A 16,278-nucleotide genomic window follows, 5' to 3' on the forward strand; every position below is an offset into this window, starting at 1 on the left:
GACCGGGTCGGAGGCCGAGCAGGCGAAGACGCGCGGAAGACCGGGTCAAAGGTCAGGCAGATGAAGAACGCGCGAGACCGGGTCAGAGGCCGAGCAGCCGCACCGCGTCCTCTCGCATCTCGACCTTGCGGATCTTGCCCGTCACCGTCATCGGGAACCCGTCCACCAGGTGGACGTAGCGGGGGATCTTGTAGTGGGCGAGCCTGCCCGCGCAGAACTCCCTGACCGCCTCCGCGGTCAGCGGGACCGCCCCGGGCCGCATGACGATCCAGGCCATCAGCTCCTCGCCGTACCGGGGGTCGGGGACGCCGATCACCTGGACGTCGTCGATGTCCGGATGGCCGTGCAGGAACTCCTCCAGCTCGCGAGGGTAGACGTTCTCGCCGCCCCTGATCACCATGTCCTTGATGCGCCCGACGACGTTGACGTACCCGTCGTCGTCCATGGTCGCCAGGTCGCCGGTGTGCATCCAGCGGGCGGTGTCGATCGCCTCGGCCGTCCTGGCGGGCTCGTCCCAGTAGCCGAGCATCACCGAGTAGCCGCGGGTGCACAGCTCGCCGGGCTCGCCGCGCGGCACGGTCAGGCCGCTCTCCGGGTGGACGATCTTGACCTCGATGTGCGGCATCGCCCGGCCGACCGTCTCGGTCCTGCGGGCCAGGTCGTCGTCGGTCCTGGTCATCGTGGACACCGGGGAGGTCTCCGTCATCCCGTAGCAGATGGCCACCTCGCGCATGTTCATCTCGCCGACCACCCGCTTCATGATCTCCACCGGGCAGGGCGAGCCCGCCATGATCCCGGTGCGCAGGCTCGACAGGTCGTACCCGCCGCCGGCCAGCTCGGCCAGCTCGGCGATGAACATGGTCGGCACGCCGTACAGGGAGGTGCAGCGCTCGCTCTCGACGGCCCGCAGGGTGGCGGCGGGGTCGAAGCCCGGCGCGGGGATGACGACGCAGGCCCCGTGGGAGGTCACGCCGAGGTTGCCCATGACCATCCCGAAGCAGTGGTAGAAGGGCACCGGCAGGCAGACCCTGTCGTTCTCGTCGTAGCGGATCATCTCGCCGACGAAGTAGCCGTTGTTGAGGATGTTGTGGTGCGACAGGGTCGCGCCCTTGGGGAAGCCGGTGGTGCCCGAGGTGTACTGGATGTTGATCGGGTCGTCGAAGGTCAGCGAGGCCATGCGCTCGCGCAGGCGCTCGGGGCGCACCGTCTCGGCCTCGGCCAGCAGCCCCCGCCAGCTGTCCTCACCGATGTAGACGACGTCGGCGAACCCGATCTCGTCGACCATGGCGCGATAGTCGCTCGTCTTGTGGCTCACCGCGCTGACCAGCAGCCGCATGCCGGACTGGCGGACGACGTAGTCCAGCTCGTGGCTCCGGTAGGCGGGGTTGACGTTGACCAGGATCGCGCCGATCTTCGCGGTGGCGTACTGGACGATCACCCACTCGGCGCGGTTCGGGGACCAGATGCCGACCCGGTCCCCCTTGGCGACGCCCCGGGCCATCAGGGCGCGGGCCAGCAGGTCGACGTCGGCGTCCAGCTCGGCGTACGTCCAGCGGCGGCCTTCGGGCACGTCGACCAGGGCCTCCCGGTCGCCGAAACGGGCCACGGTCCGCTCGAAGTTCTCGCCGATCGTCTCACCGAGCAGGGACGCGCCGGAGACGGCGCACGAATAGGACAGCATTGAGGATACCTCCGGTCGCTGAGACAACCTGAACAACAAGGTGCACGCCGCTCACGGTTCGCACAAGAGACGCCGCTGCGTCCGCAGCGGGTCATCGGCGACACCTGACGCGGCGTTGAAGATCATTACCTGCCTGCGGGCGCGCTCGTAGGGGGGCCAGCCCGGGTCGCCGTCGCGGGCGAACCGCACCCAGGCGCCGTGCATCGCCTCGGCCAGCGTCCCCGGGGGTTCCTTCCCCGCCGTACGCTCCACGCCCGGCGCGTCCAGCAGGTCGAAGGCGAAGGGCAGGTCGATGTTGTGCGCGGCGCCGACCAGCCCGGCCCCCAGGGGAGACGCCACCGGCGACTCCCAGCGGAACTCGTAGGCGTGGGTCGGGGCGGCGGCGGTGGCCGCGCGGGCCTCCTCGATCCAGATCGTCTCCCTGCGGAACAGGTGGTCGCCCGCCGCCCTGCCGACGAGCTCCGCGGGTGACAGCCCGGGATGGGCGTCCCGGTAGCCGGGCGGCAGGCCCAGGTGCGCGAGCACGGTCGCGGCCGTCGCCTCGTCGATCCCCCCGGCCATCGCGCGCACGAAGACACCGGCCTCGTCGGAGGTGCAGCCGACCAGCAGCGGGAGGTGGCCGCCGGCGCCCGCGCGCAGCGCGTCCAGCGGCACGCGGGGCACCAGGTCTCCGTCCACGACGGGCTGGATCGGCACCGTCCCGCCCAGCGTGCCGGACGCCCCGGCCGCCATCGGCGGCGGCTGCTCGGCCACCAGCGCGGCCGGGGGGATCGCCGCGAAGTCCTGCGCGCGGGGCCGGACGCCGAGGCGCGCGGCGAGGCCGGCGGCGTGCGCGCGGGCCTCCTCCTCCGGTACGGCCAGGCTCGCCGACCCGCTCATCACGATCGCCCGGCGGAACAGGCCCGCCGCGCGGGGCATCGTCAGGAGGGTGGCGCACGCCGCGCCGCCCGCGGACTGCCCGGCGATCGTCACGTTGCCCGGGTCGCCGCCGAACGCGGCGATCGCGGAGCGTACCCACTCCAGCGCGGCGAGCCAGTCGAGCACGCCCCGGTTGAGCGGCGCCCCGTCCAGGGCGAGGAACCCCTCGAAGCCCAGCCGGTAGTTGACGGCGACGCACACCACGCCGTCACGGGCGAAGCGGTGGCCGCGGTGCCAGGCGGCCCCGTTGCCGCCGATGGCGAACGCCCCGCCGTGGAACCAGACGAGCACCGGCAGGCCGGCCGCGCCGGCGCCGGGGGTGTGGACGTCGAGGTTGAGGCAGTCCTCGCCGGAGGCGAACGTCTCGGGGGCGTACAGCCCGACGTCGTCGCCGGCGGGCTGCGCCGCCGCCGCGCCCGGCAGGAGCGCGGGCCGCACTCCGTCCCAGGCGGGCGGGGGCACGGGCGCGCCGAAACGGTGCTCTCCGAAGGGCGGTGCGGCGTACGGGACGCCGAGGAAGGACGCCACCGTCCCGTCGAAGCGGCCCTCGACGAGGCCGGAGGGGGTGCGCACGATCATCTGGGCCTCCAGTCCCGGGTCCCCTCGACGATGCGGATCGCCGCGCGGGTCAGCGGTACCAGGCTCGCCTCGTCGACCTTGTCGAGGGTGTCGGCGGAGTCGAAGAGGTACATGGGGGCGGCGAGGAGGTGCACCAGCGGCACCCCCTCGGGGTGGAAGAACGCGCCGTCGGTCGGCGGCATCGGCGAGAACGCGTCGGGCGGTAGCACGAACGACCGGCGCAGGTCCTCGGCGACCAGTGCCTCCGCGACGAGCCGTTCCAGCTCGGGCCTGCGGGTGGTGAACCACCAGCGCGGCTCGGGAGCGCCGGTGGGCACCAGCCTGCCGCCCTCGGCGCGGCACTCGCGGGCCGCGTGCTCCAGGTGGACCTGGAGCACGACGCGGTCCAGCAGCGCCCGGTTCTCCGCGATGAACGCCCGGGTGCCCGCGGCGTGGGCCATGTGCCCCGCGGTCAGCAGGAAGAGCAGGTTGTGCGGTCGTTCCTCCTCGGACACCCGTGACCAGTGCCTGGCGGCGGCCAGCACCAGCGCGACGCCGGAGGCGTCCTCCACCGCGGAGGCCCAGGGGGCGTCGTGGTGCGAGGCGACGATCACCCAGCCGTCGCCCCGCCCCGGCAGGGTGGCGACCACGTTGTGGGAGGTCGCGGCCGAGGTCTCCGACTTCACCGACAGCGTGCCCGTGCACGGCCCCTCGTCCATGAGCGCCAGCACCCTCCGCGCGTCGGACGCCGACAGCCAGACGGCGGGCACGGGCCGGCGCACCGCGTCGTAGGGGACGTAGTAGTCGCGCGTCTCCCACGGCACGCCGGTCAGCGCCCCGACGTACCCGGCCACCCCCGAGGCGACCGCGCCGTCGAGGTCCTCCAGGTAGCCGGGGGCGAACGGCAGCGTCTGCACCAGCTCGTCGAAGGCGCCCTCGGGGTCGTGGACGGCGGTGGCGATCTCCCGTACGAAGGTCTGGGGCAGCCGGGCGAAGGCGTGCTCGCGCACGGCGATGCGGCCGGGCCCGGCCGACCGGGCGAGCGGCGCGGTCACCGTGGCCTCCGGGGTCGTGTACGGCAGCGCGAACGCCTCCACCTCGACGAGGCGGGACGGGCCGGCGTCCAGGTGGGCGCGGAGCGTGGCGGAGACCGGGTGCCAGGTGGGCACCTCGACGGGCGCGAGCCGCACGTCGAGCCCGAACCCGGCGAGCAGGCCGGCCGCCCACCGTTCCGTCCACGCGTCGGCGGGGTATCCGGGACGCCTGATCCCCCGGGCGGTGATCGTCTCGATCCACGCCATGATCTCGGCGGTCTCCGGGACGTCCGGCCGCCACTCCTGGCCGGTGGTCTCCGGGACGTCCGCCCGGCACTCCCGCGCGGCGCTGTCAGGAGCGGCCGCCCGGCGTCCGCGGCCGGCGTCGCCGGGGACGGTCACTTGACTCCTCCGAAGGTCAGCCCGGCCACGTAGTAGCGCTGCAGCCCGGCCATCAGTAGGAACGGCGGAACGGCGGTGACCAGCGCGGCGGCGGTCATGAGGTGGTAGTTGAACCCGTGCTCGCTCTGGAAGTTGGCCAGTCCCACCGGCAGCGACCACAGGGAGGGGTCGTTGGCGACGATGAGCGGCCAGAGCAGGTTGTCCCACTGCGCGAGGAAGTGGATGAGGAAGAGCGTCACGAGCGCGGGCCGCAGCAGCGGGAGCGCCACCCGCGCGAAGATGCGCAGCTCCCCCGCTCCGTCGACGCGCGCCGCGAAGATCAGCTCCTTGGGAAGGCCCAGCGCGAACTGGCGGACCAGGAAGACCCCGAAGGCGCTGATCATGCCCGGGACGATCACTCCCTGGAAGGTGTTCACCCAGCCCAGCTCCTTGACGATCAGGAACACCGGAATGATCATGACCATCGGGGCGAGCGCGAGCGTGCCGACCACGAGGGCGAACAGCACGCGCCTGCCGGGGAAGGACAGCTGGGCCAGGGCGTAGCCGGCGGCCGAGGAGAACAGCACGTCCAGCGCGCCGCTGCCGGCGCAGTAGAGCACGCTGTTGCGGAAGTAGACGGGGAAGCCCTCGCCCGAGAACAGCTCGGCGACGTTGCCCGGCAGGTGGAAGCCGTTGAAGACCAGGCCGCCCAGGTCGGTGTCGTCGGCGGCGGAGGCGACCACGAGCATCACGTAGACCGGCAGCAGCATCGCGGCCACCGCGCCCAGCAGCCAGGCGGTGCGCAGCGCCCTCATCCGTCCCCACCTCGCAGGAAGCCGAACTGGACGACGGAGACGATCAGCATCGCGACCAGCAGCATCATGGCCAGCGCGGAGGCGTAGCCCATGTGCTCGTAGGGGAAGGCGTTGGCCCAGATGTAGTAGGGCAGCACCTGGGTGGCGTCCGCGGGGCCTCCGCCGGTGAGCAGGAAGGCGGGCACGAAGGCCTGCATCGACCCGGCGACGGAGATGACCAGCACGAACAGCAGGGTCCTGCGCAGCAGCGGGACGGTGATCCTGCGGAACGTGGTGACCGGCCCGGCCCCGTCGATCGCCGCGGCCTCGTAGACCTCCCGGGGCAGCGCCTGCAGCCCGGCCGTCAGGATGATGACGAACAATCCGAGGCTCTTCCAGACGACCATCACGACCAGCGCCCAGATCGCCAGCTCCGAACCGGTCAGCCACGGCTGCGGGTCGATGCCGACGGCGCCGAGCAACGTGTTCGCCAGGCCGCGGTCGGAGTAGATGATGACCCACACCATCGACGTCGCGGCCAGCGGCATCACCGCGGGCACCATGACCAGCGAGCGGAGCACGCGGTTGAGCCTGCCGGGCGCGCTGAGCGGCACCGCGACGAGCAGCGCGAGCAGGATGGTCGGCACGACGGTGAAGACCGTGTAGACGACGGTGACCCACGCCGAGTTCCAGACCCCGGGGTCCTGGAACATCCGCGCGTAGTTGTCCAGCCCGATCCAGCGCGGCGCGCCGACCATCTCGTAGTCGGTGAAGCTGAGGTAGACGGCGCCGCAGAACGGCACGAGCCAGAAGACGGCGAAGAAGACCGCCACCGGGATCGTCAGCACGATCCCGGCCCCCGCCTCCCGGCGCGACCTGCCGCGCCCGCCCCTCCCCGGTCGCGGCGAGGACGCGGGCGCGGGGGCCGCGACGCTCTCCGTGGTCAGGGTCACAGGACGAGCCGGACGGCCGCGTCGAAGTCCCCGGCCGCCTGGGCGGGCTTGGCGCGGCCGTGGGCCACGGCGTCGCAGGCGCTGGAGGCGGCCTTGGCCAGCTCCAGCGCGGCGGGGACGGCCGGGCCGAAGTCGGCGTCGGGGAGGCCGGAGGCCGCGATCCTCATCAGCTCGGACCTGCCGCGCGGCCCGGCGTCCCGCCAGCCGGTGGCCGGGATGATGATCCCGTTGTCCAGGTTGGCGGTGACCGACTCCTGTCCCTGGAGGTAGTTGATCAGGTGCCAGGCGGTGAAGGCGTTCTTCGAGGCGGCGGAGACGCCCCAGCCCCACGTGTAGGCGGGCACGACGGCCTTGCCGCCCTCCCAGCGGGGCATCGGGGCCACGCCGTATTCCTTGCCCGGCTTGAGAGGGCGCTCGCCGAGTTTCTCCAGCGCGGGACCGAGGAACGCCCCGCTGACGACCATGGCGGCCTCGCCCGAGTAGAACAGGCCGAGCGCGCCGAGCGGATTGGAGAGCCTGGGGTTGCCGATCCCCGCGAAGTACTCCAGCGCCCGGATGCCGTGCTCGGTGTCGAGCGAGGCCCGGGTGCCGCCGGCGTCGACCAGCTCGCCGCCGGCGCCCCTGATCAGCGCGGTCAGCGTCATCAGGGCCCACTGCGGGTCGCCGTACGACCACTGCAGGCCCACCCGCCTGCCGTCGGCCGAGGTGAGCCTCGCGCTGTGGCGGGCGAGCTCCTCCCAGGTCGCGGGGGGCTTGTCGGGGTCGAGCCCCGCCTCCTCGAAGCGGTCCCTGCGGTAGTACAGCATCGCGGGGTTGAGGTCGATCGGCACGCCGTACGCCTGGTCGCGGTAGCTCAGCGGGGAGACCGTCCCGGGCTCGTAGCGCGCCAGGACGGCCGCCACGTCCGGCGCGCCGAACGCCCGGGGGTCGATGGGCGCCAGCCGCTCCTTCCTCGCGTGGGAGGGGAAGCTCCAGTGCCCGATCTTGAAGACGTCAGGCGGGGTGCCGCCGCCGAAGGCGGTCAGCAGCTTGGCGTCCAGCTGGGCGACGGGCAGGTAGAGGAGCTTGACGTCCACCTGGAACTCGGCGATGTAGCGGTGCACCAGCTTCTGGAACTGCGGGCCCGTCTCCTGCGAGCCGTGCAGCCAGACGCTGACCTCGCCGTTCGGCTTCCCGTCCTGGGCCCGCGGCGCGGGCCGGTCCTCGCCGCAGGCAGCCAGAAGGCTCGGCGCGGCCAGGGAGAGCGCGCCGGCCGCGAGCAGCCGGCGCCGTGTCAGATCCGCCATCGCGGTTCTCCTGGGGGATGGTCTCGTACGGCGGGTACCGCACGGGATGGGGTGGTCACGGGGCCCGTCGCCGCGGGGCGGCGTCGGCGAGGGGGGCGCGGGAGGCTCTGGCGGGAAGGTGTCGGGAGGTCTCCCGCGGTGCCGGCGAGGGGGGTCGAGGGGCTTCTGACGAGCGGCTGTGGCACGAGCTCCGCGGCACCGGCGGGGTGGTCACGGGAGGTTCTTCGCGGCCTGGTTCTGCCAGGCGGTGTTGCCGGTGAACTCGGGGGTGCTCCCGGCGAAGGCGCCGCGGGCGTAGGCGTCCCCCTGGAGGTGGTACATCAGCCAGGCCGTCAGATAGCCGAGGAAGCCGCCGCCGGTGCCCTGGATGTCGTTGTGGCCCGCGCCCTTCAGCACCGCCATGGCCGCCGCCCCGGGCACCTGGTCGTAGTAGCCCCGCAGCGCCGAGGCCGGGGAGATCAGCCAGTCGTTGTTCCCGCTGACGAACAGGACGGGACAGGCCAGCCCGGCGACCTGGAACCGGTCGCCGGCGCCCACCCAGAGCGGCGCGGGCAGCGCGATCGACACGGCCGTGGTGACGAGCCCGGCGGAGAGGTTGGCCGCGTTGACCGTGCCGCCCGCGCCCTGGGAGTGCCCGGCGGCGCCGACCCGGGTCGTGTCGAGCCTCTGGTGGAACGGGCTCGCGGGGTCGGCGTCCCTGCCCACCAGGTAGTGGGCGGCGGCGAGCATCTCCGTGCCGGTCCCGGTGGTCGTGTCGGTGGACGCGACCACGGCGAAGCCCCAGGAGGCGAGCTGGTCGAGCACGCCGGGGTAGAGGGCGGGGGTGGCGTACGAGCCGTTCCCCCACGTGACGATCGGGTGCCGGAAGCCGCCCGCGCCGAGGTCGGCCGGGTGGTGCAGCCGGTAGGTGCCCGAGGCGTCGCTCGCGTCGGAGGCGGTGACCGCCCAGGGGCCTCTGACCGCGTAGTGCGACTCGATCGTGCCGGCCGCCACCGCCGGGGTGGTCCGCGACACCAGGCCCGCCGACAGCAGCCCGACGGCCGCCACGCGCAGTACCCGCCGCCGGGACATGCCCTTGTCTTCCATGGTCACCTCACTGAATCTTTGGAGACGTGAACGTCTCCTAACAGAGGGAAGTACGATCTGTGATTGATGTCAAGACAGAATCAGAAGAAAATTCCGGAGGGTGAGCCCCTCCCCCGCGGCCGTCACGGGCTGTCGCCCGAGGTGGTCCGCACCTCGCAGCGCGACCGCCTGATCCAGGCCATGCTGCTGCTGGTCGCGACCCGGGGGTACGCCGCCACGACCGTGCCCGACGTGATCGCCGCCGCGCGGGTCTCGCGCAACGCCTTCTACGCCAACTTCCACGACAAGGAGGCCTGCTTCCTCGCCCTGTGCGAGCGAGACCTGCCCGATGTGGTGGGGACGATCCTGTCCGCGGCCGACGGCACCGGCCACGACTGGGTCGCCGCCGCCCGCGGCGGCCTGCGCGCCTACCTTCGGTGGTGGCAGGACCGGCCCGAGTACGCCCGCGCCTACTTCGTCGAGCTGCCCGGGGCGGGCCCGCGCGCCGTGGAGCAGCGCGACCACGCCTACCTTCCCTTTCTGGAGATGCTGCGGGCCCTCGCGGCGCGTGCCAGGGCGGACGACCCGGCGCTGGGGCCGCTCAGGGACAGCGTGCCCTCGCTGATCGTCTTCGGCGTCACCGAGTTCATCGCCGCCGAGGTGCGCGCGGGCAACGCGGCACGCCTGTCGTCGCTGGAGGACGACGTGCTGCACTACACGATCACGCTCCTCGCCGACCACGCGACGGCCGACGCGGCACTCGGCTGACGCGGCACCCGGCTTGACGCACCGCCCGGCTAGACGCGGCGTCCGGCCGGCTCAGGGCATCGCCCGCACCCCCTCCACCTGGACCTCCCAGCCCTCGGGGAAGCCGGGCGCGGGCCGGTCGGGCCCGCCGTCCCAGCCCGCCGCCATCAGCGCGACGGCCGCCAGCAGGCCGCCGTTGCCCGGCAGGTAGAGCGGCAGGATGCCGGGCCACTGCCGGTTGTGCCCCGAGGCCAGGTGCGCGTTCTTGGGCGCGTCCATCAGCAGCGCGTCGACCGCCCTGCCGGGCTCGCCCAGCCTGGCCGCGCACATGGCGAGCATCGGGTAGTCCCAGCCCCAGGTGCTCGGCAGGTCCCACGTCTCCAGCACGTCGTCGAGGGTGGCCCGCATGGTCTCCGGGTCGATCAGCGGCGTGGCCGGGACGAGGCCCAGGGCACCGGTCATCGAGGGATGGTCGGTCCTGAGCGTGTACGGCTCCACCTCGATGGCCGCGTAGACGCCGTCCCGCACGCACGGCGCGGCCAGCCCGTCGCGTACCCTCTCCCACTCCGGGTGGCGCCCGAGCCCGAGGCGCTCGCGCCAGCGCTGCGCGGTCTCCAGCCCCCACCACCAGTAGGCCAGCTCGAACGTGGGGTTCCTGACCGTCGTCCGGGTCTTCTCGTACGACTCCTGCGCCGGGATCAGCGGCGGCCCGAGCACGTGGCGGCCGTCCTCCTCCACCGGGAAGGACGCCATGAACTCGGCGGTCTCGAAGACCAGGTCGCGGTAGTCGAGCAGCGCCCCGGGCCGTACCCGGTAGAGCAGCTCGGCGAAATAGATCGGGTGCGGCTGCTGCCAGATCAGGAACGGCCCGATCGTGCTGGGGCTCTCCCTGCCGTCGGGGCCGGTCTGCTTGGGCCAGCGAGCACCCCGGTACCCCTGCCGGGCGGCCGTGGCCCGCGCCCGGGGAAGGACGCTCCGGTACCACGGCAGGCTCCGCTCCAGCAGTTCCGGCCTCCCCCACAGGGCGAAGTGCGCCGCGTGCCACCAGTGCATCTCCAGGTGGAACTTGCCGCTCCAGGAGTTGCAGACCAGGCCCGTCTCCTGCGGCGGCAGCGAGCCCGCGCAGTTGACCGCGGTCAGGTACTGGGAGAGCACCACGCGCCGTTCCAGCTCGGGGGCGCGCGGATCCCGGCTGCCCTCGAAGCCCACCGCGCCGCCGCCCGTCCAGAAGCCCTCCCAGTGCCGGGCGGCGGCGGTACGGACCTCCTCGAACCCGGGCAGGTCCGGCCCGGCCGGGTCGAGCCCGAAGGCCACGACGAACTCGGCGGCCCCCTCCAGCCGGTAGCGGTGCTCCCCCAGGGGCGTCAGCCGCGCCGCCCCCGGTCCCGGCCCGCGCCACGCGACGGTGACGTGGTGGCGGTCGTCGTCCAGCACCCGGGTGAAGTCGCAGCGCGAGGCGCCGAGGACGTGCTCGGTGGTGTGCCGCTCCGGGCGGTCCCAGTCGGCCGCCCGGTTCCAGGTCTCGCAGGCGTACGGGAAGGAGATCGTCACCGCCGCGCCGCCGGTGACGCGCACGGCCAGCAGGTCGCGCGCGGGGTGGCAGACCGTCTCCACCTCGTACGGCGCGCCGCCGAGCACGAACGCGCTGCGCAGCAGCCCGCTCCACAGGTCGAGGATCTGGCGGACCCGGGTGAGGTCGGTGATCACCACACCCTCGCCGAGATCGAGCCCGATCCTGCCCAGGTCGAGCCGCTGGGGATTGGCGTGCAGCCAGGCGCCCGCCTCGAACTCCGGCGGCACCGGGCCGCCGAGGGTCATCAGGTGGCGGTCGGGATAGCGGGCCCGGCCGTAGGAGGTGGTCGCGTCCTCCAGGGTGAAACCCCGGGGGTTGGGCATCGTGTGCCAGCCCCACTGCGACTGGGTGCCCAGCGGCATGCCCCCGGCGTGGAAACCGGGGAACGTCTGCAGGCCGGTGACGTCGGCGGTGAAGGCGAACTCGCCGTTGCCGACGGTCAGCGGGGACTCCGCGTCCGGCCCGGACAGCACCACGGTGTGCCGCCGGACCAGCGCCTCGCGGTCGATGCTCACACGCAGCCCGGCGTACCCGAGGCGCGCTGGGAGCGCATGAACGTGACGTCGCCCGCCACGTCCGCCTGCGGCATCGGGCCGAGGTCGAGCACGATGTCGGTGAAGGCCAGCGACGCCCGGCGCATCGCCGCCACGTCGATCGCCTCCGCGCCGAAGGCGGGCGAGAAGAGCGTCTTGGGAGCCGAGATCGGCGAGATGGTCGGCAGGAGGTGCTGGTTGTACGGCGTCCCCTCCCCTCCGAAACCGCAGTGGTGCGGCACCGTGCCCAGGTCGGCCGCCGACAGGCCCTTCAACACGGCGGTGCGCCGCACGTCCCGATACTGGACGTGGCCCTTGACCAGCTCGCGCAGAGGCGTGCTCTCGCTGACGGGGACCCACAGCAGCTCGGTCAGCGCGGGGTCGGGCACGAGCTCCAGCCCCGGCAGTCCTCCGGGGCGGGCGACCGCGTTGTAACGCCGGGCGCCCAGGTGCTCCAGGACGACGACCGAGGAGACCTTTCCCTGGTCGTACTCGGCGTCCAGGAGGGCCGCCAGCTGCCCCGCGCCGCCCTCGCGGACATCGGGCCCGGTGAGGTGCTGGTAGAGGTGGCCGGTGACGAAGGCGAACTGGACGGTGCGCGGGCGGCAGCTCACCGGCAGCGACGCCAGGTAGCGGGCCATCTCCAGCATCGTGAGCGGGCCGTTGTCCCACACCGGGCTCATGCCGTCGGTGTGGCTCTCCACGACGATCTTCTGCTCGCTCACCCCGGGGAGGGTCGCGAGCACGGTACGGGTCGTCGTGGGCGTCCACGCCGCGTCGACGGTCAGCACGGCCTGGACCGGCTGCCCGGCGGCGAGCGCCTGCTTGATCTGCTCACCCTGGTCGACGCCGAGATAGGCGCCCGGCACCTCGTACGGGAGCCCCTCGTAGGGCGCGTACATCCCCTTGATCTGGGCGTGCGGCAGGCGGCTGACCTCCAGCACCCCGGCCGCGCCCGCCGCCGCGGCGGCCTTGAGGTCGGCGTCGGCCCCGGCCGGGGCCTCCGAGGAGTCGGAGCCGAGCATGTTGATCGTGAGGGCGGGGTCGTACATGTGGTAGCCGAGCAGCGGCGGGTAGAACAGCAGGTTCGGCACCGTCGCCCAGGGCAGGTCCCTGACGACGATCTTGCCCGCCGCGTTGGCCGCGGTGATGGCGGTGCTCGCGGGCAGGTAGACGAGCGGCGCGGTGACCCCGCCGGAGCCGGTGGAGGAGGAGAACGGCACGGGCGCGGCGACCTGCACGGTCTGGCCGGAGACGGTCAGGCCGGTGCCGAGGTCGTCCCAACGGTCGATCTCGTAGGGCAGCGAGGAGATCTGCACGCCGGGCACCGCGCCGATCTCGTCCCGCAGCCAGTCGACGTAGTCGTCGTGGGCGGGCGAGCCGGTCGGCCGGGGTCCGAACTCCTCCTGCCTCTCGGCGAGTTCGAGCAGGCGGGCCTCGCTCGCGAACAGCGCCGGGTCGACGCGTACGGGACAGGTCGTCGCCGTCTCGGTGGCGAGCGCGGGCGCGGGGAGGGAGGCGGGGATCGCGAGTGCGAGGAGCAACGGTCCGATGAGGACGAGACGTTTCACGGGGGGGTTCCTTCGCTGGTGGAACGTTGGAAACACAGAGACGCGAAAACACGGAGACGCGGAGACGCGGGGTCACGGACACGGGGACTCGGCGGCCGCACGCGGGGACGCACGTGGAGCCGTGGTGACACGGCGGCGGCACGGTGGGCGGCACAGTGGCGGCACGGTGGCGGCACGGTGGCGGCCTCGGGCGGGAACGCCTCACACCGGCGTCGCCCCGGGTCGGGAGCGTTCCGGATAGAGGTGCGGTTCGGATACTTCGGGCGGGGAGCACTCAGGACCGGGGGGTGGTCGAGATCGGAAAGAGTGCTCGGGGGACGGACGGCTTTCGATACTTCGGGCGGGGAGCACTCAGGACCGGGAGTGGTCGAGGTCGGGAGGAGTGCTCGGGGGACGGACGGCTTCCGGTCGGCGGCGGGTCGGCGCCGGCCGGTCACCCCCTCCGGCCGGTGGGCCGGTGGTGCCGCGGACGACGAGGGTGGGCGAGACCGACGACAGGACGGAACGCCCGCGGCCCTCGATGCGCTCGACGAGCAGGCGCGCCGCGGTGGCCCCGATGACGTGGCCGTCCTGGTCGACGCTGGTCAGGGAGATGGGTTCGAGGGAGGCGATGCCGATGTTGTCGTATCCGGCGACCGACAGGTCACCTGGGACCGACAGCCCGGCCTCGTAGGCGGCGCGCAGGACCCCGAGCGCCGCGACGTCCGCGCCGGCGAAGATCGCGGTGGGTCTGACCGGCCGGGCGAGCAGCTGCCGCGCCCCCTCGTAGCCGCCCTCCTCGGTGAAGGAGGTGGCCACCAGGTCGATCCCCTCCGCCAGGCCCCCGGCCAGCATGGCCCGGCGATAGCCCTCGGCCCGGACGGCCTGCGGCGAGTCGGCCCCGGAGGCACGGCCCCGGTCGAGATGGGTGATGTGGGCGATCCGCCGGTGACCGAGGCCGGCCAGGTGGTCGACCACCAGGCGGGCGCCGGTGTCGTCGTCGTCGACCACCGAGTCGTACTCGGCGGCGCTTCCGTGGCGGCCGATCACCACGATCGGTGTGGTCGTCGCGATGGCGGCCAGTTCCGCGGCCGGCATAACCGGAGATATCAGGATGATTCCATCCATGCTCCGGTCGATCATCGCGTTGGTCATCCTGGCCTGGCTCTTGGGCTCGGCGCCGCCGGGGCCGAGCAGCACCTGGTACTCGGTGCCGCCCAGCTGCCCGGTGACGCCCTCGATGATGTCGGGGAAGAACGGGTTCCTGGTGTCGGAGAGCATCACGCCGAGGGTGTACGTACGGCCTCGCATGGCCCTGGCCGCGGCGTGCGGCCGGTAGCCGAGCTCGTCCATGGCCTCGCGGACCTTGGCCTGCATGCCGGGGCTGACCCCGTAGGCCCCGCGCAGCACCTTGGACACGGCGGCGGTGGAGACACCGGCCCGCCCGGCCACGTCGGCGATGGTCACCCGCCGCGGTGCTGCTCCTGTGGTCACGCGATTCCTTCGGTGGGGATCGGTAGGGAAAGGTAGGGGAACGATAGGACGGGCCGCGGACGAACCGCCGCCGAACCGCGGGGAAAGCCGGGGCGGCCCTACGGGACGAGCACGGCACGGACGCGGCGCCAGAGTGTAGAACGAAATACACTTCGCCAACGCAGAGGTGACGGTACCCCGTCGAAGGCGTCCCCGCCAGACCCGATTTTACCGCTCCTTAACGAGTTGGTCACCTCGGATATGGCCCTTGACGCCACAAACGTCCCTGGTCTAACAATGGAGAACGTTCTACGAAACATGACGGAAACTCGCGTGTCTCGTGGCCCGGAGGCGTGCAGGGAAACCGCCCGGGCATCCGGCCGGCCCCGGCTATCACCAACCCCGTGACGAACAGGAATACGAGCATGAGGGCATCGAAACGACTGCTGGGAGCCGCGGCCTGCGCCGCCCTCACCCTCGCCGCGGCGGGCTGCGGCGGCGCCGCGGGACCGGGCGAGGACGCCGGGAACGGCGGGAAGGTCACGCTGACGCTCTGGCACAACACCGCCGACCCCGCCCCGCTGGTGGAGATGTACAAGCGGTTCGAGCGGGAGTCGGGCAACAGGATCGAGCTGGTCCCTATCCCCTCGGACGGGTTCGAGGACAGCACGCAGACCAAGTGGGCGACCGGCGAGCGGCCGGACATCCTCGAATACCACGCCACGGTGAGCAACCTGCTCGCCCTGAACCCGACGGAGAACCTCAGGGACCTGTCCGGCGAGGCGTACGTCGCCAAGTCCGGCGACCTCTACAAGAGCGCGGGCGCCACCGGCGGGAAGGTCTACGCGGCCATCACCGGCTTCCCCCAGGTCTTCGGCCTCTACTACAACAGGAAGGTCCTCGCCGACGCGGGCGTCGAGCCCCCGGGCACGTTCGAGGAGCTCTCGGCGGCCTGCCGCGCGCTCTCCGCCAAGGGCGTGACACCGGTGTTCGAGTCGGGCGGCTCCATCTGGCCGGTGCAGATCCTGCCGCTGCTGTACGTCAGCGCCAGCAACGAGGGCAACGCCTACGGCAAGGCCCTGGCAGGCCACACCGCGTCGCTGGCCGACCCGGGCTCGCCGTTCGTGGCGGGGCTGACCTCCTACCGCAAGCTGCAGGACGACGGCTGCTTCAACAAGGACATCACCACCGCCACGTTCGAGAACTCGATGAAGGCCCTGGTGACCGGGGAGGCCGCCATGGTCGCCCAGCACTCCGACATGCTGCCGGCCATGCTCGCCGCCGCCGGGGGCGACCAGAAGAAGGTCGACGACACCGTGGGGTTCACCGGCCTGTCGAGCACCAAGGCCGTGGTCACATACGCGCCGGGACCGATCGGCACCTTCTACCTGCCCAAGACCGGTGACGCCGGGCGGGAGAAGGCCGCGCTGGACTTCGTCCGCTTCATGACCGGCCCCGCCTACGCCGACTACGTGAAGTCCGCGAAGACCTTCCCCGTGCTCGAGGGCGTGACCGGCCCGCAGGACGTCTCCCCCGTGCTCCAGGACGTCAAGAAGGCCTACGACAACGGCGCCGTCATCGCCTTCAACTCCGACGTCCCCGGCATGGCGGGGCTGGCGCCGCTGATGTCGGAGCTGATCGCCGGGCAGAAGGACCCGCAGAAGGCCGCGACGCAGCTGCAGGGCCAGATCGAGCAGGCAGCGAAGGCCGCCGGGCTGCCCGGATGGTGACC

12 protein-coding genes are annotated in these 16,278 nt (G+C 72.7%); 2 read left to right on the forward strand and 10 right to left on the reverse strand.

Features of this window, described 5'->3' with window-relative positions; translation table 11 throughout:
• Window positions 1-82: 82 nt before the first annotated feature.
• The 7 genes from ACSDR0_RS18115 to ACSDR0_RS18145 all read right to left on the reverse strand — a co-directional run bounded on the left by ACSDR0_RS18115 (window position 83) and on the right by ACSDR0_RS18145 (window position 8,691).
• A complete protein-coding gene (locus ACSDR0_RS18115) occupies window positions 83-1,681 on the reverse strand; it encodes an AMP-binding protein (protein ID WP_435289994.1) in 1,599 nt (532 codons plus the stop codon).
• Between the two features lie 51 nt (window positions 1,682-1,732).
• Window positions 1,733-3,178: a carboxylesterase/lipase family protein gene (locus tag ACSDR0_RS18120; protein WP_435289995.1), complete on the reverse strand. Its 1,446-nt coding sequence runs from the start codon at window positions 3,176-3,178 to the stop codon at window positions 1,733-1,735.
• Window positions 3,175-4,593 (reverse strand): M28 family peptidase, encoded by a 1,419-nt coding sequence (locus tag ACSDR0_RS18125; RefSeq protein WP_435289996.1) that lies wholly within the window; start codon window positions 4,591-4,593, stop codon window positions 3,175-3,177. Before ACSDR0_RS18125 ends, ACSDR0_RS18120 begins: the two co-directional genes overlap by 4 nt.
• Window positions 4,590-5,387 carry a carbohydrate ABC transporter permease gene (locus ACSDR0_RS18130; protein WP_435289997.1) on the reverse strand — a complete coding sequence of 266 codons (798 nt, stop codon included), beginning with the start codon at window positions 5,385-5,387 and terminating at the stop codon, window positions 4,590-4,592. The genes ACSDR0_RS18125 and ACSDR0_RS18130 overlap by 4 nt, the downstream gene beginning before the upstream one ends.
• A complete protein-coding gene (locus ACSDR0_RS18135) occupies window positions 5,384-6,319 on the reverse strand; it encodes a carbohydrate ABC transporter permease (protein ID WP_435289998.1) in 936 nt (311 codons plus the stop codon). The genes ACSDR0_RS18130 and ACSDR0_RS18135 overlap by 4 nt, the downstream gene beginning before the upstream one ends.
• Window positions 6,316-7,605, reverse strand: coding sequence for an extracellular solute-binding protein (locus tag ACSDR0_RS18140; protein ID WP_435289999.1), 1,290 nt, complete (start codon window positions 7,603-7,605; stop codon window positions 6,316-6,318). Before ACSDR0_RS18140 ends, ACSDR0_RS18135 begins: the two co-directional genes overlap by 4 nt.
• A 210-nt stretch (window positions 7,606-7,815) precedes the next feature.
• Entirely contained in the window at window positions 7,816-8,691 is an 876-nt protein-coding gene (locus ACSDR0_RS18145; protein ID WP_435290021.1) for an alpha/beta hydrolase family protein, read from the reverse strand.
• 66 nt (window positions 8,692-8,757) lie between these two features.
• On the opposite strand from ACSDR0_RS18145, the gene ACSDR0_RS18150 reads away from it, so the two are divergent.
• A complete protein-coding gene (locus tag ACSDR0_RS18150; protein ID WP_435290000.1) occupies window positions 8,758-9,438 on the forward strand; it encodes a TetR/AcrR family transcriptional regulator in 681 nt (226 codons plus the stop codon).
• Window positions 9,439-9,489: 51 nt separating this feature from the next.
• On the opposite strand, the gene ACSDR0_RS18155 is transcribed toward ACSDR0_RS18150, so the two are convergent.
• The 3 genes from ACSDR0_RS18155 to ACSDR0_RS18165 all read right to left on the reverse strand — a co-directional run bounded on the left by ACSDR0_RS18155 (window position 9,490) and on the right by ACSDR0_RS18165 (window position 14,567).
• Window positions 9,490-11,505, reverse strand: a complete 2,016-nt coding sequence (locus ACSDR0_RS18155; RefSeq protein WP_435290001.1) for a hypothetical protein — start codon at window positions 11,503-11,505, stop codon at window positions 9,490-9,492.
• On the reverse strand, window positions 11,502-13,094 hold the full coding sequence (locus ACSDR0_RS18160) for a hypothetical protein (RefSeq protein WP_435290002.1): 1,593 nt from the start codon (window positions 13,092-13,094) through the stop codon (window positions 11,502-11,504). Before ACSDR0_RS18160 ends, ACSDR0_RS18155 begins: the two co-directional genes overlap by 4 nt.
• A 351-nt stretch (window positions 13,095-13,445) precedes the next feature.
• Window positions 13,446-14,567, reverse strand: a complete 1,122-nt coding sequence (locus tag ACSDR0_RS18165) for a LacI family DNA-binding transcriptional regulator (protein WP_435290003.1) — start codon at window positions 14,565-14,567, stop codon at window positions 13,446-13,448.
• A gap of 404 nt (window positions 14,568-14,971) precedes the next feature.
• Between ACSDR0_RS18165 and ACSDR0_RS18170 the strand changes: the two genes are divergently transcribed.
• On the forward strand, window positions 14,972-16,276 hold the full coding sequence (locus ACSDR0_RS18170; RefSeq protein WP_435290004.1) for an ABC transporter substrate-binding protein: 1,305 nt from the start codon (window positions 14,972-14,974) through the stop codon (window positions 16,274-16,276).
• Window positions 16,277-16,278: the final 2 nt, after the last annotated feature.

The sequence above is a fragment of the Streptosporangium sp. G11 genome (assembly GCF_051192615.1).
In the GTDB taxonomy this organism is placed as follows: Bacteria; Actinomycetota; Actinomycetes; order Streptosporangiales; family Streptosporangiaceae; genus Streptosporangium.